An 18390-nucleotide genomic window follows, 5' to 3' on the forward strand; every position below is an offset into this window, starting at 1 on the left:
TCCGGACTTTCTGGGGCAGCGCCCTGCCCGCAGCGTCAGCCCGCCATCCGCCGCAAGCGCGCCTGGGCCTGTTCGGCCAGTGTCCGCGTCAATTCGGCGGCCGGTAGCGCGCGCCCGAGCGGCAGCGCCTGCCCGGCCCAGAGATTGGTGAAATCGACCCTTCCCTGCTTCTCCGCGGCGGCCTTGAGCGGACCGAGCGCGGTGGCGGCATGCGGAAACGCCGGCGCATCCGGCGAGATCGGCCCGACCTCGCGCATCACCCGGTTGGCGACGCCGCGGGCGAGCCGGCCGGTCATCACGTTGGTGATGACGGTGGATTCGTCGTCGGCGGCGGCAAGCGCGGCGCGGGCCATCGCGCTGACCTTGGACTCGGGGCAGCGCAGAAACGCGCTGCCGATCTGCACGCCGCTCGCGCCGAGCGCGAACGCCGCGGCGATGCCGCGCGCATCGGCGATGCCGCCGGCGGCGATGACAGGCAGCTTCACCGCATCCACGATCTGCGGCACCAGCGCGAACGTACCGACCTGCTCGGCAAGCTTGTCGGTCAGGAACATGCCGCGATGACCGCCCGCCTCCGCACCTTGCGCGATGATGACGTCGACGCCGTTCCGCTCCAGCCACACCGCCTCCCGCACCACGGTCGCGGACGCCATCACGACCGCGCCTGTCGCCTTCACGCGCGCCAACAGCGACGGCTCAGGCAGGCCGAAATGGAAGCTGATGACCTCCGGCCCCAGTTCCTCGACGACGGCGCACATCGCGGCATCGAACGGAGCGCGGTTCGCGGCCGTCACCGGAGCCGCCGGATCCACGCCATACTCCTGGTAATAGGCGCCGAGCCTCTGCTTCCATGCGGCCTCACGTGCCGCATCGGCCTCGACCGGCGTGTGGCAGAAGAAGTTCACGTTGATCGGCGCCGACACGCGCTGGCGGATGATGTTGACCTGCTCACGCGCCTTGTCCGCGGAGAGCATGGCGCAGGGCAGCGAGCCGAGCCCCCCGCCTTGCGCCACCGCGATGACGAGATCGGCATCCATCACGCCGGCCATCGGCGCGAGCACGATCGGGTGCTCGGTCTTGACGAGATCCAGGAAGCGGCGGTCGGGCCACATGGGCTGCTCCTATTGCTTGGCGAAGACGGCGGACGAGTTGCGCCGCCCTTGCAGGATCTGCGCGGCCTCATCGACGATGCGCGCGACGATCTCGGCGGCCGGCGGGATATCATGGATCAGGCCGACGGCCTCGCCGGCAATGACGGCGGCGATGTCGAAATTGCCTTCGGTCCGTGCCTTCACATAGTCCGCCGACACGTTCTCGACCTGCTGCAGCAGCTCGACCTCGCGCCGCTTCCAGCGGCGCGCATGGTCGTTGACCAGGCAGCGTCCGGTAAACGGCGCCGGCCAGACATTGTTGCGGGACAGGTCGAAGATGATGCCGCGCACGGTATCGCCGGCTTTCGCCGCGCAGATGCGCCGCTTGGCCTCGTCGGCACCGGCAGCCTCACGGCTGGCATAGAAGCGCGTGCCGAGCAGCACGCCATCCGCCCCCAGCATCAGCATCGCAGCAAGGCCGCGGCCATCGGCAAGGCCGCCGGCCGCCGCCACCGGCACTCGCCCCGCGGCGAGGTCGACGATCGCCGGCACGATGTCGAGCGTGGTCCGCGACGCGCCATGGCCGCCCGCCTCGGTTCCTTGTGCAACCAGGATGTCGGCACCCGCCGCGATCGCCTGCTCTGCCATCGCCTCGTCCTGTACCTGGCAGATCAGCAACGCACCGGCCCGCTTGATTGCCGGCGCGAACCGCGCGGGATCGCCGAATGACAGCATGATCGCCGCGGGCCTCGCGGCGAGCGCCACGTCGAGCAGATCGGGCTGCTTCGCCAGCGACCAGGTGATGAAGCCGATGCCGAACGGCGCATGCAGGCCTTCAAGCCTTGCGGTCTCTTGCGCGAGCCAGGTTCGGTTGCCATAGCCGCCACCGAGAATACCGAATCCCCCGGCGTCGCTGACCGCGCGCACGAGGCGCGCATCGGCAATCAGATCCATCGGCGCCAGCAGGATCGGCTGGCTGATGCCGAGCTTCTCCGTCAACGCCGTCCGCAGTGCCATGAAAGTCTCCTCAACTCTGGACGGCGACTTTAGGCGCGGCTAGCATTCTCTCAAAATGAATACTTGAGAACTCTGCCATCGCAGATTCAAAACGGAGATCGGCGTGGAACTGAGCGACCTCGAAACCTTTGCAGCCGTGGCGCGCAGCGGCGGCATCACCCGCGCTGCTGAGGCCCTCAACACGGTGCAGTCCAACGTGACCCAGCGGATCAAGGCGCTGGAAGGCGAGATCGGCACCGCACTGTTCGAGCGGCACAGCCGCGGCATGACCCTGACCCATGCCGGGCTGCGACTTCTGCCTTACGCCGACCGGATGGCGGCGCTGTCGCGCGAAGCGCTGCTCGCCGCGCGCGATGATGGCGAGCCGAGAGGACCGCTGACGATCGGCTCGATGGAGACGACCGCCGCCGTGCGCCTGCCGACGCTGCTCGCGGATTTTCATCGGCGCTTCCCGGCTGTCGCCCTCGGTCTGCGCACGGCGCCAACCGCCGAGCTCGTGGCCGCCGTACTCGACGGGACGCTCGAGGGCGCTTTCGTGGCCGGCCCGATCGAACATCCCGAGCTCTCGGGTATCATCGCCTTCGAGGAAGAGCTGGTGCTGGTGACGGCCCGGCGCTTTGAAAGCCTGTCAGCCTTGCGTGCGGCCACGGCTGCCTCCGGCCCGACGGCGCTGGTGTTCAGGGCCGGCTGCACCTACCGGCAGCGGCTGGAGCAGGTCTTCAACGATTTCGGCTGGCCCGCGGCCGCGCGCATCGAGCTCGGTACGCTCGACGGCATGATCGGCTGCGTCGCCGCTGGCATGGGCGTCGCGCTGCTGCCACGCGCTGTGGTGACGCGAAACGAGATGATCGGCAGCGTCAGCCTGCACACGCTCGATCCAAGTCATGGACGCGTCGAAACCCTGTTCATCCACCGCCGCGCGGCGCATCGCAGCAGCGGCCTCTCGGCCTTCATGGCCGGACTCGCCGGCCGGGACCACGACATCGCAGCCTGACGCGATTCATTCAAAGATTGTGCTGAGCATCGCCAGCGAACGGCGCATTCCATTGCGCGAAATGACGTTTTCGCGCAGGGAAAAACAGCCATTTCGACCGATGCGACTTTCGGGCGCTGTGCAGCGCACGCGCGCGAAATAGCTTTGTCTGGCCATCCTCTACTACGTTAGGATGCAGCGCTGGCCAGCGCGAAACAGAACAAACGTCAACATGTCGGAGGAAATGCGATGCGCAACGCGTTCGTGTTGTGCTGCTCGATTGCCATGATGGGTGCGATCGGGACGGCGAATGCCCAGGACAAGACCCCGGATTGGACGAAATCGAAATGGGGCCCACAGGACGAGATCGGCGCGGCCAACTACATCACGCCGGAGCTCGTGGTCAAAGCCGCCTCGCTGGTGAAGACCGGCAAGACCTACCCGCTCGGCATGATCGTCGATTCCAAGACGCCGGCCTATCCGCCGCGTTCGTTCAAGATCACCGTGGTGCAGCCGGGCCAGGCCGGAATTCCCGGCCTCGGCCCGAACAAGGCGACCTACAATGACGACATCGTCGAAGGCTGGGTCGGCGTCGGCAGCCAGATCGACGGGCTCGGCCATCTCGGCATCGAGCACGTCTATTACAACGGCAACAAGCTGCTCGACTTCGCCGATCCGACCGGCCTGAAGAAGCTCGGCATCGAGAAGGTGCCGCCATTGGTGGCGCGCGGCGTGCTGCTCGACATGGCGGCTTATTACAACACCGACGTGGTCAAGGAAGGCACCGCGTTCAACGTCAAGGAGATCGAGGAAGCTGCCAAGAAGCAGGGCGTCGAGATCCGCCAGGGCGACATCGTGATCTTCCACACCGGCTGGCTTGGTTTGATCGGCAAGGACGATAAGCGTTACGGCGCCGGCGAGCCCGGTCTCGGCGTCGAGGGCGCCAAATACCTGACCTCGAAGGGCGTGGTCGCGGTCGGGGCCGACAACTGGGCGGTGGAGGCGATCCCGTTCGAGTCGCCGAACCTGTTCGAGGTGCACCAGATCCTGCTCGCCATGAACGGGACCTACATCCTGGAGAACATGAACACGGCCGACCTCGCCAAGGACAAGGGCTACGAGTTCCTGTTCGTGCTGGGTCAGCCGCGCTGGCGCGGCGGCGTCCAGGGCATGATCAACCCGATCGCGATCCGTTAAGCTCCGCCGATCTCCTCGTGAGGGCATCCCGGGAGCGCCGCGTCCTCACGAGGAGTCTGGAATCGTCCTACGAAAGCAAGCCTTGGACAAGGAGTCCGCCGCAGGCGCGCCTGGAGCGAGCCGGCCGACACAGACCTGGGATCGGTCGGTCAGTCGACCAAGCCGCCCCTATCGGACGTTAATGGAGGTAGGCGAGCAACAAGGCACTCGCCATATCTCGCGCACGCGGGGCGAGCGCCGCGTCCGACAATTCGCCCGCAGTCCAGAAGGACAACACGCCGCGGAAACTGAAGGCGAGTTGCTCTGGAAGGCAGCACAGCGCTTGTTCTCGCCGGCTGGCCGTCAGTCCCTCTCCCTTTCCCAAGGCCAGTGCCCAGAAGGCAGTGGATCGGGAAAGCGTCTGACCGGGCGAAGCCTGGGCGGCACCCAGCCATCCCATCACGGTCCGGTTCACGTCTGGATTCTCCAACATCACCGCCACCGCCGTATCAATAGCCAATAGCACGCGTGTCTTCGTATCTCTCGATGGTGGCGCGGCGGTGTACCGCGTCTCCATGGTGTCGATCCGACGTATGGAGAGAGCCTGCATGATCGCCGCCTTGTTGCCAAACTGATTGAACGGCGTCGCGAAGCTGACCCCCGCCTCAGCGGCAAGGTCTCGCATCGAGAAATCGGCCCTGCCCTGACGGAGAAGCCGCTCTGCCGCATCGAGGACGTGCCGACGAAGCGGCTCGCCTCTCATGCCAATGGATGAATGTTCGGTCTTGCGAGGTACCATGCAATATCTATATCATGATATAGATAACCTTGTCATGCGGAGTTGTACGATGGCGGCTGCCGAATCGAAGATTTTCCTCGTCACTGGCGTCAGTTCGGGCTTGGGCCGAGCGTTCGCAAAGGGCGCGCTGGCCGCCGGCCATCGGGTGATCGGGACCGTGCGAAGGGTCGGGGATGCCGAGGCTTTTGCCGCGCTTGCAGCGGGCAAGGCTCATCCTCTCGTGATCGATGTTACCGATTTCGATGCAATCCCGGCTGCTGTGGCAGAGGCCGAAAAGCAGATTGGCGCGATCGACGTCCTGGTGAACAATGCCGGCTACGGTCACGAGGGCACGCTGGAGGAGTCCTCGCTCGACGATCTGCAGCGGCAGTTCGCCGCCAACGTGTTCGGCCCTGTCGCGATGATGAAGGCCGTGTTGCCGGGGATGCGCGCGAGGCGGCGCGGCCATATCGTCAATGTGACATCCATGGGCGGCTTCATTACCATGCCCGGGATCAGCTTCTATTGCGGCAGCAAGTTCGCGCTGGAGGGCATCTCGGAGTCGCTCGGCAAGGAAGTGGCCCCCTTCGGCATCCGCGTCATTGCGCTTGCGCCCGGTCAGTTTCGTACCGATTGGGCGGGACGGTCCATGGATCGCACGCCGCGCAGCATTTCCGACTACGACGCCGTCATGGATCCGATTCGCGCCGCCCGATTGGCCAAGAGCGGAAACCAACCCGGCGATCCCGCGAAGGCCGCACAGGCATTGCTCGCCCTCGTGGAAGCCGAAAAACCGCCTGTGCGGCTGTTCCTCGGTGAGGACGCGCTGGCCCTGGTCGAGCAGAAGATCGAGGGCATGAAAGCCGAAGTGAGTGCCTGGAACAAGCTCTCGCGCTCCACCAGCTTCGCTTGATGATCCAAAGCCGGCGCATCCGGGAAAGACTGCAACGCTCGACATCTGGGCCGGTCGACTCGCGTGCGCGAGCTTCATCGGGGCGGCGAAGCGATGCACGTCCTCACCTGCTGGCCCGCCACGCACCTGCGTGTTAAGCGCATTGCCATGCCCGCCCCCATCCTCCCCCTCATCGAAGCCGCCGGCCGCTGGCCCGAGCGCGGCGCGCTCGTCGGCCTCGATCTCGGCACCAAGACCATCGGCGTCGCCGTGTCCGATCCGGACCGGCGGCTCGCCACCGGCGTCGAGACGATCCAGCGCAAGGCCTTCAAGGCCGACGCGGCGCGACTGCTGGCGATTTGCACCGAGCGCAAGGTGATCGGCTTGGTGCTGGGCCTGCCCATCAACATGGATGGCAGCGAGGGGCCGCGGGCGCAGTCGACCAGGGCGTTCGCGCGCAATCTCGCCGGCCTCACCGACCTGCCGATCGGCCTGTGGGACGAGCGGCTGTCGACGGCGGCGGTCGAGCGCGAGCTGATCGGCATGGATGTCAGCCGCGCCAGGCGCGCCGAGGTGATCGACACGCATGCGGCGATCTTCATCCTGCAGGGAGCGCTCGATCGGCTTGCGACCTTGCGCCAGTCCGGTCGCTAGCCCATGAGCCCCGTCGCCGCGGCGCTCGCGCCGGTATTCCTGCTGATCGTGGTCGGCTTCGGCCTGCGGCGCAGCCTGATCCGGCTGGATACGCAATGGCACGGGCTCGAGCGGCTGACTTATTATGTGCTGTTTCCGGCGCTGCTGATGCAGAGCCTGGTGAAGGCCGATCTCGGCAAGGTGCCGGTCGCCGGCATCGGCGGCGCCTTGTTCCTGGCGATGCTGGCGATGTCGGCGCTGTGCCTCGTGCTGCGGCCGCTGCTCACCCGCTCCGGCATCGATGGTCCGGCCTTCACCTCGATCTTCCAAGGGGCAACCCGCTGGCAGACCTACGTCGCGCTCAGCGTCGCCGGCAGCCTGTTCGGCGCGTCCGGGCTTGCGGCGGCGTCGGTGGCGATGATCGCGATCATCCCAATGGTCAACGTGTTCAGCGTCGCCGTGCTCGCCCACTACGCCTCGCCGACCCGCCGCTCGATCCGTGAGATCCTTGCCACCATCGTGCGCAATCCGCTGATCTGGGCCTGCATCGCCGGGCTCGCACTGAACGTGGCGCATATGCCGCTGCCAAAGCTCTGGCACGATGCCGCCGATGCGCTCGGACAGGCCTCGCTGCCGATCGGCCTGCTGGTGACCGGCGCCGGCCTGCACTTCGAAGGCTTGCGCCGCGCTGGCCCGGCCGCTGCGCTCGGCGTCGTGCTCAAGCTGGTCTTGATGCCCCTCCTCGCGATCGGGCTCGCCGGATGGTTCGGCGTCACCGGCCCGAGCCTCGTCGTCGTCGCGATCTGCGCGGCGGTGCCGACCTCGCCGAGCGCCTATGTGCTGGCCAAGCAGATGGGCGGCGACGCGCCGCTGCTGGCGCAGATCATCTCGCTGCAAACGGTGCTGGCGGCGCTGACCATGCCGCTCGCGATCGCCTGGGCGAGCTGAACGCGTCCGTTCAGGAAGAACCGCTGGCCAGCCACATGGTCTGCACCGTGGCGGCGAGGTTGTTGAGGCCGTGCAGCACCATGGTCAGATAGGTGGAGTGGGTACGAGAGCGCAGATAGCCGAACCACACGCCGAGGGAAAACACGTTGAGCAGGGCGAACCAGTCGTACTGGAGATGCAGGACGGTCCACAACAAGGACGACAGCACGATGGCGCCGGGCACGCGCAGGAAGGAGTCCGACCAGCCGCGGTAGAGAAAGCCACGCGCCATCAGCTCTTCCGACACCGGTGCGGCGACGCAGAAGGCGATGACCAGCAGCCAGACCACGCCGTCGCCTCTGGCGGTCTTCATGATGTCCACCATGAAGCTCGCCGACTTCTCTTCGCGTCCCGTCAGCTGCGCCGCCAGCTCCCAGCATCCCAGGATCACGACCATCCCGACAACGCCAAAGACGAAATTCTTCCAGCCGGTCCAGCGCAGGCCGAGATAGTCGACGAACGACATGCGGGTGTGGCGGACGGCAAAATAGATCGGGATCAAAATGGCCGGGACGCCCATGATCGCCGACAGCGAGACCGTGAGCGACCGGCTCGCGATCTGGATCATGGCCAACTGAAACGCGGCCATGCTGTCGATTGGACCCTCATGGCGCAGCAGGAAATAGACGATCGGAGTCAGCTGGCCGATGAAGAACACGACGATGATGAGGAGGCCCCACAGCAAGGTGCGCCAGAAGCCGAGCGTGCGCGGCTGATGATGCGCCGGAACGACCTGCTGCGGCGGGTTGCCCGGATCGAGCGAATCCATCACGGCGGCTTCGGGAGAGTCGGTCAAGGCAGCGCGCGCTCCAGCAAGCTACGGATGTCTGAGCGATCGAGATCGACCGCGCCATACATGCTCGGGTGAACATTGGCGAGCCGCGTGGCGGCGAAAAGCTCCGCATGAGCGGGCATAACGAGGTTGAGCGCGGCGGCGGCTGCGAGCAGCGCCAACTTCTCGACTGCGAGGCGCGCGACGCGCTCGGAATCCGGCCGGCGGAAGCTGGTCTCGATGAAGGCGAGCGACTCCGCCGCGCCGGGCAACCCGCTGGTCTCTGCTTTGAGATGCATCAGGACGTGCGCGGCCGCCTCCGCCTCGCGCGCCAGCGCCCGCAGCACGTCCAGGCACATGACGTTGCCCGAGCCTTCCCAGATCGCATTGACCGGCGACTCCCGGAAATGGCGGGCGAGGATGCCGTCCTCGACATAGCCGTTGCCGCCCAGGCATTCCATCGCCTCATACAGGAACGGCGGCGCGCTCTTGCAGACCCAGTATTTGATCGCCGGTGTCAGCAGCCGCACGTAGTTCGCCTCCCGCGGCGACAGAGGCGCGCGATCGAACGCCTGACACAGCCGCATCACCAGCGCCACCGTCGCCTCGACATGGAGAGCCATGTCGGCGAGCACCGCCTGCATCAGCGGCTGGTCGGCGAGATGCTTCTGGAACACGCTGCGATGGCGCGCATGATGCAGCGCGTGCGCGAGCCCCGAGCGCATCAGGCCGGCAGACGAGATCGCGCAATCCTGCCGCGTCAGTTGCACCATCTGGATGATGGTGCTGATGCCCCTGCCCTCGTCGCCGACCCGCTCGGCATAGGCGCCGACGAACTCCACCTCCGACGAGGCATTGGAGCGGTTGCCGAGCTTGTCCTTCAAGCGCTGGAACTGGATCGCGTTCACCGAGCCATCCGGCTTGAAGCGCGGCATGAAGAAGCAGGTCAGGCCGGCATCGGCCTGCGCCAGCACCAGGAAGGCGTCGCACATCGGCGCCGACATGAACCATTTATGCCCCGTGATGCGATAGCCATCGGTCGTACGCTCAGCGCGCGTCAGGTTGGCGCGCACGTCGGTCCCGCCCTGCTTCTCGGTCATGCCCATGCCGAGTGTCATGCCGCGTTTTTGCCACCACGGCGCAAACGCCGGATCGTAGTCATCGGTCGCGATGACCGGCATCGCTCTTGCCAGCAGATCAGGCTGGGCGGCCAGCGCCGCCACCGAGGCCCGCGTCATGGTGATCGGGCAGAGATGGCCGCTCTCGACCTGCGAGGCGATATAGAACTTCGCGGCGCGCACCACCTCCGAGCAGCCGCCGACGGGCCGACCTTCTGCCGTCCATGTCGAATTGTGCAGGCCGGCTGCGGCCGAGCGCGTCATCATCGCATGGTAGGCCGGATGAAATTCGACGACGTCTCGCCGAAAGCCCTTGGCGTCGAAGCTGCGCAGCTTCGGCGTGTTCTCATTGGCGAGCCGGCCCTGCTCGGCCATCGCAGCTGAGCCCCAGAGCGCACCGAATGCAGACAGCTCCTGCTCGGCTCCGGCACCATCATTGGCCTTCAAGGCATCCATCAAGGGCCGGTCGGCCGTGAACAGGTTGACGTCCTCGAATGGCGGCGACTGGTTGAAGACCTCATGGGTCGCGAAGGAAGACTGCGTCATGGCCGTGCCCTACAGAGATCGATCATCGGCGCGGCCGAATGGGAAAAACATAAGTCGTCGCGCCAGCGCCCGGCAGCGAAAAGTGCCACCACTCCTTGGCATAGTTCACAAAACCTTGCCGCGCCATCACCGCGACCAGTTCGTTGCGCCAGCGGCGCTGCTCCGGTGTCAGGTTCTGCGCGGCGGTATGAGCCTTCACGTCGGAACAATCGTAGCCGGTTCCCATGTCGACGCTGCCCTCGGGCGCGCGTAGCGCTGCGGGCGCGGTGCAGTCCGCGTAGTCCTTGGCCGGGTCGAACGCCGCGGAATTGTCGGCCGCGAGCTCGACCAGCGTGAGATCGAGCGCCGCACCGGTCGAATGGCTCGAACGCACGGCGATATAGCCGAGACGGAACAGGTCCTGCTTGGCGATGCGCGGAGCGTAGCGGCGGCCGGCCGTGGTCTCGACGCCGTCCTGCGACCAGGCCAGCATCTCTGCGACCGCACGCACCGGCCGGTAGCAGTCGAGCATCTTCAGCGACAGGCCGCGCGGCCGCAGCTCGGCCTGAGCCGCCTGCAGCCGCCGCGCCACGTCACGCGTCACGACGCATTCGGCCGCCTCGTAGCCCGGCAAGGGTCGGCCGACGAAATTGTTGCTGCCGGCATAACGGATGTCCTGGAGGATCGTCGGGTCGATGTCGCGGAGATAGACGAAATCGAACGGCAACGCGGCCGCGCCGGCCGGCACGATCGCCGCCAGCAAGATCAGGGCGTATCGGAGCGGACCTCTTCCGGCGATGGCCCGCGAGTCCCCGGTTTGGAGCCCCCCGAGAGGCTCGGAAGACGGAACGGGGGAAAACTCGGAACCCCGGCTTTCGGCCTTGCCCCCCATGGAAACCGCGCCTATAGCTCTGGCTTTAATGGCAACCTCTCCGAAATCGACTTTCGTCCTCGGGCACCGGCATTTGCTGGGAATCGAGGGCCTTTCCGCCCACGACATCACCGGCCTCCTCGATCTGTCCGAGGAGTATGTCGAACTGAATCGTCAGGTCGACAAGAAGCGCACCGTGCTGCGCGGCCGCACCCAGGTCAACCTGTTCTTCGAGGCCTCGACGCGGACCCAGTCGTCGTTCGAGATCGCTGGCAAGCGGCTCGGCGCCGACGTCATGAACATGTCGGTGTCGTCCTCGTCCATGCGCAAGGGCGAGACCCTGATGGACACCGCGGTCACCCTGAACGCGATGCATCCGGACATCCTGGTCGTCCGTCACCACGCCTCCGGCGCGGTGGAGCTCTTGGCTCGCAAGGTCGACGGCTCCGTGATCAATGCCGGTGACGGCGCGCATGAGCATCCGACCCAGGCGCTGCTCGATGCGCTCACCATCCGCCGCAACAAGGGCCGCATCGAGGGGCTGGTGATCGCGATCTGCGGCGACGTGCTGCATTCGCGCGTCGCGCGCTCCAACATCCTGCTGCTGAATACGATGGGCGCCCGCGTCCGCATCGTCGCGCCCTCCACTTTGCTGCCGCCGGGCATCGAGCGCATGGGCGTCGAGGTCGCGCGCGACATGCGCGAAGGGCTCAACGGCGCCGACATCGTCATGATGCTGCGGCTGCAGCGCGAGCGCATGAACGGCTCGTTCGTGCCGTCCTCGTCGGAATATTTCCAGTATTTCGGGCTCGACCAGAAGAAGCTCGCCTACGCCAAGCCGGACGCGCTGGTCATGCATCCGGGACCGATGAACCGCGGCGTCGAGATCGAATCCATCGTCGCCGACGGCGCGCAATCGCTGATCCGGGAGCAGGTCGAAATGGGCGTGGCCGTGCGCATGGCCGTGCTCGAGGCTCTGGCCCGCAACCTGCCCAACGCGTGATACAGAAGTCGGGACCAAACGCCATGCTGACCGACCGCCGCCCGATCCTGCTTGCCAATGCGCGCGTGATCGATCCCTCCCGCGACTTCGACGGCCCCGGCGACGTGCTGATCGCCGACGGCGTGATCCGCGACCTCAAGCGCGGCATCGGCGCCGCGGGCGTGCCCGAGGGCACCGATGTCGTCAACTGCGCAGGCAAGATCGTGGCCCCCGGCCTGATCGACATGTGCGCCTTCGTCGGCGAGCCGGGTCTGGGCCATCGCGAGACCTTCGCCAGCGCCAGCCAGGCCGCCGCCACCGGCGGCATCACCACCATCATCTGCCAGCCCGGCACCGAGCCGGTGATCGACAATTCGGCGACCGTCGACTTCGTGCTGCGCCGCGCCCGCGACACCGCGATCGTCAACATCCAGCCGATGGCGGCGCTGACCAAGGGCCTGCGCGGCGAGGAGATGACCGAGATCGGGCTGTTGCGCGCCGCCGGCGCCGTCGCCTTCTCCAACGGCCACACCAGCGTGATGAACGCGCAGGTGATGCGCCGCGCACTGACCTATGCGCGGGATTTCGACGCCCTGATCGTGCATCACACCGAAGATCCCAATCTCGTCGGCGAAGGCGTCATGAACGAAGGCGAGTTTGCCTCGCGGCTCGGCCTCTACGGCATCCCGCCCGCAGCGGAAGCCGTCGTGCTCGAACGCGACATGCGCCTGGTGGCGCTCAGCAAGGGCCGCTACCACGCGGCCGCGCTGAGCTCGATCGACTCGCTCGACATTCTCAGGCGCGCGCGCGAAGCCGGCCTCACCGTGAGCGCGTCGGTCTCGATCAACCACGTGACGCTGAACGAGAACGACATCGGCCCCTACCGCACCTTCCTGAAGCTGACGCCGCCGCTGCGCACCGAGGCCGACCGCTGCGCATTGGTCGAAGCGCTGGCCTCGGGCCTCATCGACGTCATCATGTCGGACCACACGCCGCAGGACGTCGAGGTCAAGCGGCTGCCGTTCGCGGAGGCTGCGAGCGGCGCGGTCGGGCTCGAGACCATGCTGCCGGCGGCGTTGCGGCTCGTGCACAATGGCGAGCTGAGCTGGACGACCCTGATCCGCGCCATGTCGACGCGGCCCGCCGAGCTGCTCGGCCTGCCCGGCGGCAGCTTGCGGGCAGGCGCGCCGGCCGACATCATCGTGATCGATCCGGACGTGCCCTGGATCCTCGATCCGGCCGACCTCAAATCGCTGTGCAAGAACACGCCGTTCGACGAAGCCCGCTTCACCGGCCGCGTGGTCCGCACCATCGTCGGGGGCCGCACCGTGTTCGAACATGTCTGACGCAAGGCGAAGCTTGGAAGGAGTGGTGTGATGGGTTCCGAAGCCTTCCTGCCGGTCGCTCTCATCATCGGCTATCTCCTGGGGTCGATCCCGTTCGGCCTGATCCTGACCAAGCTGGCCGGCACGCAGGATCTGCGCAGCATCGGCTCCGGCAATATCGGCGCCACCAACGTGCTGCGCACCGGACGCAAGGGGCTCGCGGCAGCAACCCTGCTCGGCGACGCGCTGAAGGGTACGGCGGCGGTCATCATCTCGGGCTATCTCGGCGGCCCGAATGCCGCGATGATCGCGGGCCTCGGCGCCTTCCTCGGTCACTTGTTCCCGGTGTGGCTGAAGTTCCGCGGCGGCAAAGGTGTCGCCGTTTACATCGGTATTTTGATCGGTCTGTTCTGGCCGGGCGCGATCTTCTTCTGCCTGGTCTGGCTCGCCACCGCATTCGCGCTCCGCTACTCATCACTCGCGGCACTCGTCGCCAGCGTGCTGACACCCATCGTGTTGTGGGCATTCGGCCACACCGCGCTGGCGGCCCTGTTCGCCCTGCTCACACTGTTGCTCATTTACATGCATCGCGAAAACATCAAGCGATTGCAGTTGGGCACCGAGAGCAAGATCGGGGCGAAGAAGTAGTCGCTCCGGACAAATACGGAGCAAATACGGAAAACCTGTGTTGCGCCCTGATTTCACAGCGGCTGCGCAGCAACACCGGCGATTCATCAGCTCATAAGTTAACGCGGGACTCTGGCGTGAATCATGATTGCCTGTCATGATTCCTGCATGTGGTTACGCAAGACCAACTCCAGCGGTTCGTCGGCCACGCACGATGACCGTACTGATCAGGCTCCGGCGCAGCAGAAGGCGGCCCCGGCCCGGTCGAACGCCAGCCTGCTGCTATCGGCCGCTGAGATCTGGTCGACCGGCATCACGGCCGCTGCAGAACCGGCGCAGACGCCCGAGACGCCTGCCGGGCCGGTCATGTCGGACGTCGCGCTCCCCGCCGAAATATCTGAGCCCAGCCCTGCGCCGGAACGAGCCGATGGCGCGCCGGCCGTCGCCGAGATGATCATGGCGGCCACGAGCACGCCCGTGATCAGCGAGACCAAGACCGCAGAGGCGCCCGAGCGAACGCTCGCGGAGACGATCGCAACGGTTACGCTGCCGCCGCCGCCCCGGACATGGCCGCCGCGCAAGCTGTCGCTGGCCCTGCAGGGCGGCGGAACGTTCTCGGCCTTCACCTGGGGCGTGCTCGATCGCCTGCTCGAGGAACCCGGTTGCGACTTCGACACCATCAGCGGCGCCAGCGCCGGTGCGGTCAACGCCGCGCTGCTCGCGAGCGGGCTCGCCAAGGGCGGCCGCGACGAGGCGCGCAACCGGCTCGCTTTGTTCTGGACCCGGCTGATGGAGGAGGCGTCGTTCCGATCGCTGCTGGTGATCGGCGCGTACTCGCCGGCGAGCAGCTCGGTGTCGTTCGGTGCGGGGCTGCGCGGCGGACGCGCCGACCCGCTCGATCTCGATCCGCTCCGCGACATCCTCCGCGAAACGATCGATTTCGACGCCGTGCAGGGCCCGGCCGCGCCCCGCCTGCTGGTTGCGGCGACCCGGGCTCGTGACGGCCTGCCGCAGATCTTCCGCAATGCCGGCATCACACCGGATGCACTGCTCGCCTCCACCTGTCCCGCGCAACTGCACGCCGCTGTCGACATCGAGGGCGAAGCGTATTGGGACGGCGGCTACGTCACCAATCCGCCGCTGATCCAGATCGCGCATGAGTCCAGCGCCGCCGACCTGCTGGTCGTTCAGGTCACGCCCGCGCGCGACGGCCATGTCCCGACGACCTCGGCCGCGATCGATCGCCGCCTCGACCAGATCGCCGGCAATGCGGTCCTGAACGCCGAACTCGCGGCGCTCGAATGGGCGCGCAGCGACGGCCTGCATCCGCCGCGCGTCCATCGGCTTGCGGCCGAGGACGAGATCGAAGCCCTGGCACAGCGCGATGCGACCGATCTCGGCAGCGACTTCGTCGAGCTGCTGTACCAGCGCGGACGCGACGCAGCCGAGCGCTGGCTGCGCGAAGCTCCGGTCGGCACCACGCCAGCCATCCAGGGCGATCAGCCGGTGCTATCGTCTCCGGTGTCCGAGTCCGAGGATGTGCGCGACGTCGCGCCGGCGTAGCGCGCCCTCTTCCCTGCGTCCTCGGGTTGCTCCATTCTAGTCCCCGGTAAAGGGGGCTTTGCGTGGATGCCATCAACACGACGATCGAGCTGAGCGACACCGAGCGGCGCGACCGGCTGCGCCTGATCCGGTCCGACAATGTCGGCCCGCGCACCTTCCGCTCGCTGCTCGACCATTTCGGCACCGCGCGCGTAGCGCTCGACCGGCTGCCCGATCTGGCACGCCGCGGCGGCGCGGCCGGAGCCGGCCGGATCTGCACGGTCGGCGAAGCCGAGGCCGAACTCGAAGCCTGCAAACGGCAAGGCGTCGAACTGCGGGCGCCAGACGAGGACGGCTATCCGCCCCGCCTCGCCACCTGCGAGGATGCGCCTCCGTTGCTCGCGGTGCGTGGCGCCCGCGAGACGTTGATGCGCCCGATGATCGCCATCGTCGGCTCGCGCAACGCCTCCGCCGCCGGGCTGAAATTTGCCGGCCAGATCGCCCATGAGCTCGGCCAGGCCGGCTTCGTCGTCATCTCCGGCCTCGCCCGCGGCATCGATCAGGCTGCGCATCGCGCGAGCCTCGGCAGCGGCACGGTCGCGGTGCTCGCCGGCGGCCATGACCGGATCTATCCTCCGGAGCACGTCGACCTGCTCGGCGCCATCATCAGTGGCAGCGGCGCCGCAATCTCCGAGATGCCGCTCGGACACGAGCCGCGCGCCCGCGACTTTCCCCGCCGCAACCGGCTGATATCAGGCGCCTCGCTCGGCGTCGTCGTCGTCGAGGCCGCGCATCGATCGGGCTCGCTGATCACGGCGCGCATGGCCGGCGAACAGGGCCGCGAGGTCTTCGCCGTCCCGGGCTCGCCGCTCGATCCCCGCTGCGCGGGCACCAACGATCTCATCAAGCAGGGCGCCGCGCTCGTCACCGAAGCCGCAGACATCATCCAGGCCGTCGGCCCGATCATGGAGCGGCCGCTGCCCTTTTCGCTGCGCGAGCCGGAGGAGGAGTTGTTCGCCCCCGATCCCGAAAGCCACGACCGCGCGCAGATCACAGCCCTGCTCGGCCCGACCCCGGTGTCGGTCGACGACCTGATCCGGATCAGCGGCCTGTCACCCGCCGTGCTGCGCATGGTGCTGCTCGAGCTCGAGCTGGCCGGCCGCCTGGAGCGCCACGGCGGCGGGATGGTGTCGCTGACCTGACTCTCAGTCAGCATCCCTGCGCGCGTCGAAGCGCGAGCGCGCCTGCTCGATCAGCTCCTGGTGCTGCATGGCCCACTGTCCGAGCGCCTGCACCGGCTGCGACAGCCCGCGGCCGAGATCGGTCAGCTCATAATCCACCCGCGGCGGGATGGTCGGAAACACCGTCCGCGTCACCAGCCCGTCGCGCTCGAGGCCGCGCAGGGTCAAGGTCAGCATTCGCTGGGAGATGCCGCCGACGAGCCGCTTCAGCTCATTGAAGCGCTTCGGCCCGTCCTGAAGCATCATGATGACGAACACGCTCCATTTGTCGCCGACACGCGCCAGGATCGAGGCCACACCCCGGCAATCATTATGATTTGGCTGCGTCGGGAGGTCGGGATCATCGCTGTCAGCAGGGGTCATGGCTGTGCCCGGGTTTCAAAAATGTGCGTTCTTGTGGGGTTACAGCATAGTCACTCATAGTGCGCCAGTTACAAACCAATACCGAGGTAACTGACCAATGACCCTCCTCCTCCACATCGACTCCAGCGTGCTCGGCCCCAACTCCGTCAGCCGTCAGGTGTCCGCCGCGATCGTCGCACGGCTCCGTCAGATCACGCCGGGGCTGGAGGTGACTTACCGAGATGTCGCAGCCGAGCCGCTGTCGCATCTGTCCGGAACGCATGTCGCCGTCGCATACGGTGCGCCCGTTGAGGATCCCGCAGTGAAAGCTGATGTCGCGGCCGGACAGGCCGTGCTGGAGGAGTTCCTGGCCGCCGATATCGTCGTGATCGGCGCCCCTATGTACAACTTCTCCATCCCGAGCCAGCTCAAGGCCTGGGTCGACCGCATCGCTGTCAAGGGCAAGACTTTCACCTATGGCCCGAACGGCCCGCAAGGCCTGGCCGGTGGCAAGCGTATTATCGTGGCGGTCTCGCGCGGCGGCCATTACGGCGCGGACACGCCGATGGCGGCATTCGAACACCTGGAGACCTATTTGCGCAGTGTCTTCAGCTTCATCGGCGTCACGGATCTCGAATTCGTTGCGGCCGACGGTGTCCAGATCGGCCCGGAGCATCGCGAGCAGGCGCTGGCGAAGGCGATTCAGACGGCCGGCGGTCTCGCCGCTTGAGTCCCTCGGTGGCTGCCGCCGGCAGCCACCGCTTTCAATCCCGGGGGCAGGTCTCAAACCGCCACCGACCCGGCCGGTTAGCCCCGAAAGATCGGCCCTCCGGCCGGCGAGCTCGTGGCACCGCCATCGCCGAAGGGCCGCGGCCTGTTTCCGATCCTGGTCGCACTGCGGCAGTGGAGCGAGGAATTCGACGAGCACCCCGACGAGATCGCCGCCGCGCTCGTCGACCGCGCGAACCGCAGGCCGGTTCGCAAGCGCTGCTGACTGCGGAGGACGGCCGGGTGCTGGCGCCGGAGAAACCACCCTCGCCCCGCGGCGGTGAGCGCGGGCGGCCGTCAGCAGAGCCTGCGGCGGCTGCGCAGCCTCAGATGCTCCTCGGCCTCAAGGTTCGCCATGCGCAGGAGGTAATCGAGCATGTCGAGACGATGGCGCTGCGCCAGATGCGACAGGCTGGCCGTCACCTCGGCGATCAGCGCCGCCGCGGCGTCGGGATCCTCCACCATCGCCTCGACGTCCGGGTCGCTTTTGTCCGCTGCCTTGGCCAACAACCGTCACCCAGCATAAGGGAATTTGACGAAAAACAACCTCAAGAGAGCGCGGTTCTCATCGTGCTCCGTACAACCTGATAGGTACTTCGCCGGTCCAACGCAATCGCCTTTCAACATCCCTCGATTTGACAGGAACCCCCTCACCACCCATGTTCGGGTCAACGCAGCCGGCGCGAATCCCGCGAAGCCAGCTTCAATCCTTCCACTAAGCCATTGGAAA

19 protein-coding genes and 1 pseudogene are annotated in these 18390 nt (G+C 66.8%); 12 read left to right on the top strand and 8 right to left on the bottom strand.

What is annotated here, in order from left to right:
* Window positions 1-35: 35 nt before the first annotated feature.
* Both QX094_RS33975 and QX094_RS33980 read right to left on the bottom strand, forming a co-directional pair.
* Window positions 36-1112, bottom strand: a complete 1077-nt coding sequence (locus tag QX094_RS33975; RefSeq protein ID WP_316171407.1) for a nitronate monooxygenase family protein — start codon at window positions 1110-1112, stop codon at window positions 36-38.
* 9 nt (window positions 1113-1121) lie between these two features.
* Window positions 1122-2117, bottom strand: a pseudogene (locus QX094_RS33980) (NAD(P)H-dependent flavin oxidoreductase); the annotation flags it as partial.
* A gap of 94 nt (window positions 2118-2211) precedes the next feature.
* Between QX094_RS33980 and QX094_RS33985 the strand changes: the two are divergent.
* Window positions 2212-3102: a LysR family transcriptional regulator gene (locus QX094_RS33985; protein WP_315827239.1), complete on the top strand. Its 891-nt coding sequence runs from the start codon at window positions 2212-2214 to the stop codon at window positions 3100-3102.
* 228 nt (window positions 3103-3330) lie between these two features.
* Entirely contained in the window at window positions 3331-4278 is a 948-nt protein-coding gene (locus QX094_RS33990) for a cyclase family protein (protein ID WP_315711362.1), read from the top strand.
* Between the two features lie 178 nt (window positions 4279-4456).
* Here QX094_RS33990 and QX094_RS33995 read toward each other — a convergent pair whose 3' ends face one another.
* Window positions 4457-5056, bottom strand: coding sequence for a TetR/AcrR family transcriptional regulator (locus QX094_RS33995; RefSeq protein ID WP_315752961.1), 600 nt, complete (start codon window positions 5054-5056; stop codon window positions 4457-4459).
* Window positions 5057-5105: 49 nt separating this feature from the next.
* Between QX094_RS33995 and QX094_RS34000 the strand changes: the two genes are divergently transcribed.
* From QX094_RS34000 to QX094_RS34010, 3 genes are all read left to right on the top strand, one after another.
* The gene (locus QX094_RS34000; RefSeq protein WP_315711360.1) at window positions 5106-5948 is read left to right on the top strand and encodes an oxidoreductase; all 843 of its coding nucleotides are present in this window, start codon (window positions 5106-5108) and stop codon (window positions 5946-5948) included.
* Between the two features lie 147 nt (window positions 5949-6095).
* Entirely contained in the window at window positions 6096-6581 is a 486-nt protein-coding gene (gene ruvX, locus QX094_RS34005; RefSeq protein ID WP_316165136.1) for a Holliday junction resolvase RuvX, read from the top strand.
* Between the two features lie 3 nt (window positions 6582-6584).
* Window positions 6585-7508, top strand: a complete 924-nt coding sequence (locus tag QX094_RS34010) for an AEC family transporter (protein ID WP_316188502.1) — start codon at window positions 6585-6587, stop codon at window positions 7506-7508.
* 10 nt (window positions 7509-7518) lie between these two features.
* Here QX094_RS34010 and QX094_RS34015 read toward each other — a convergent pair whose 3' ends face one another.
* The 3 genes from QX094_RS34015 to QX094_RS34025 are packed head-to-tail and all read right to left on the bottom strand — an operon-like array spanning window position 7519 to window position 10728.
* Window positions 7519-8343 carry a CPBP family intramembrane glutamic endopeptidase gene (locus tag QX094_RS34015; protein ID WP_316188503.1) on the bottom strand — a complete coding sequence of 275 codons (825 nt, stop codon included), beginning with the start codon at window positions 8341-8343 and terminating at the stop codon, window positions 7519-7521.
* Window positions 8340-9983, bottom strand: coding sequence for an acyl-CoA dehydrogenase family protein (locus QX094_RS34020; RefSeq protein ID WP_316175152.1), 1644 nt, complete (start codon window positions 9981-9983; stop codon window positions 8340-8342). The genes QX094_RS34015 and QX094_RS34020 overlap by 4 nt, the downstream gene beginning before the upstream one ends.
* Window positions 9984-10005: 22 nt before the next feature.
* Complete coding sequence (locus QX094_RS34025) at window positions 10006-10728, bottom strand: M15 family metallopeptidase (RefSeq protein WP_316175283.1); 723 nt, start codon at window positions 10726-10728, stop codon at window positions 10006-10008.
* A 154-nt stretch (window positions 10729-10882) separates the two neighbouring features.
* Here QX094_RS34025 and QX094_RS34030 point away from each other — a divergent pair, with 154 nt between their 5' ends.
* The 5 genes from QX094_RS34030 to dprA all read left to right on the top strand — a co-directional run bounded on the left by QX094_RS34030 (window position 10883) and on the right by dprA (window position 16511).
* Window positions 10883-11836: an aspartate carbamoyltransferase catalytic subunit gene (locus QX094_RS34030; protein ID WP_315740287.1), complete on the top strand. Its 954-nt coding sequence runs from the start codon at window positions 10883-10885 to the stop codon at window positions 11834-11836.
* Window positions 11837-11859: 23 nt separating this feature from the next.
* Entirely contained in the window at window positions 11860-13161 is a 1302-nt protein-coding gene (locus QX094_RS34035) for a dihydroorotase (RefSeq protein WP_316188504.1), read from the top strand.
* 30 nt (window positions 13162-13191) lie between these two features.
* The gene (gene plsY / locus QX094_RS34040; protein WP_315711352.1) at window positions 13192-13788 is read left to right on the top strand and encodes a glycerol-3-phosphate 1-O-acyltransferase PlsY; all 597 of its coding nucleotides are present in this window, start codon (window positions 13192-13194) and stop codon (window positions 13786-13788) included.
* Between the two features lie 147 nt (window positions 13789-13935).
* Entirely contained in the window at window positions 13936-15330 is a 1395-nt protein-coding gene (locus tag QX094_RS34045; protein WP_315711351.1) for a patatin-like phospholipase family protein, read from the top strand.
* Between the two features lie 62 nt (window positions 15331-15392).
* A complete protein-coding gene (gene dprA / locus QX094_RS34050) occupies window positions 15393-16511 on the top strand; it encodes a DNA-processing protein DprA (protein WP_315711350.1) in 1119 nt (372 codons plus the stop codon).
* Window positions 16512-16514: 3 nt separating this feature from the next.
* Here dprA and QX094_RS34055 read toward each other — a convergent pair whose 3' ends face one another.
* Window positions 16515-16913 (bottom strand): helix-turn-helix domain-containing protein, encoded by a 399-nt coding sequence (locus tag QX094_RS34055; protein ID WP_315711348.1) that lies wholly within the window; start codon window positions 16911-16913, stop codon window positions 16515-16517.
* Between the two features lie 97 nt (window positions 16914-17010).
* Here QX094_RS34055 and QX094_RS34060 point away from each other — a divergent pair, with 97 nt between their 5' ends.
* Entirely contained in the window at window positions 17011-17622 is a 612-nt protein-coding gene (locus tag QX094_RS34060; protein WP_315711347.1) for an FMN-dependent NADH-azoreductase, read from the top strand.
* 114 nt (window positions 17623-17736) lie between these two features.
* Window positions 17737-17886 carry a hypothetical protein gene (locus QX094_RS34065; protein WP_410052280.1) on the top strand — a complete coding sequence of 50 codons (150 nt, stop codon included), beginning with the start codon at window positions 17737-17739 and terminating at the stop codon, window positions 17884-17886.
* A gap of 71 nt (window positions 17887-17957) precedes the next feature.
* On the opposite strand, the gene QX094_RS34070 is transcribed toward QX094_RS34065, so the two are convergent.
* Window positions 17958-18167: a hypothetical protein gene (locus QX094_RS34070; protein ID WP_315712655.1), complete on the bottom strand. Its 210-nt coding sequence runs from the start codon at window positions 18165-18167 to the stop codon at window positions 17958-17960.
* Window positions 18168-18390: the final 223 nt, after the last annotated feature.

Source organism: Bradyrhizobium sp. SZCCHNS1050 (assembly GCF_032484785.1).
GTDB lineage: Bacteria > Pseudomonadota > Alphaproteobacteria > Rhizobiales > Xanthobacteraceae > Bradyrhizobium.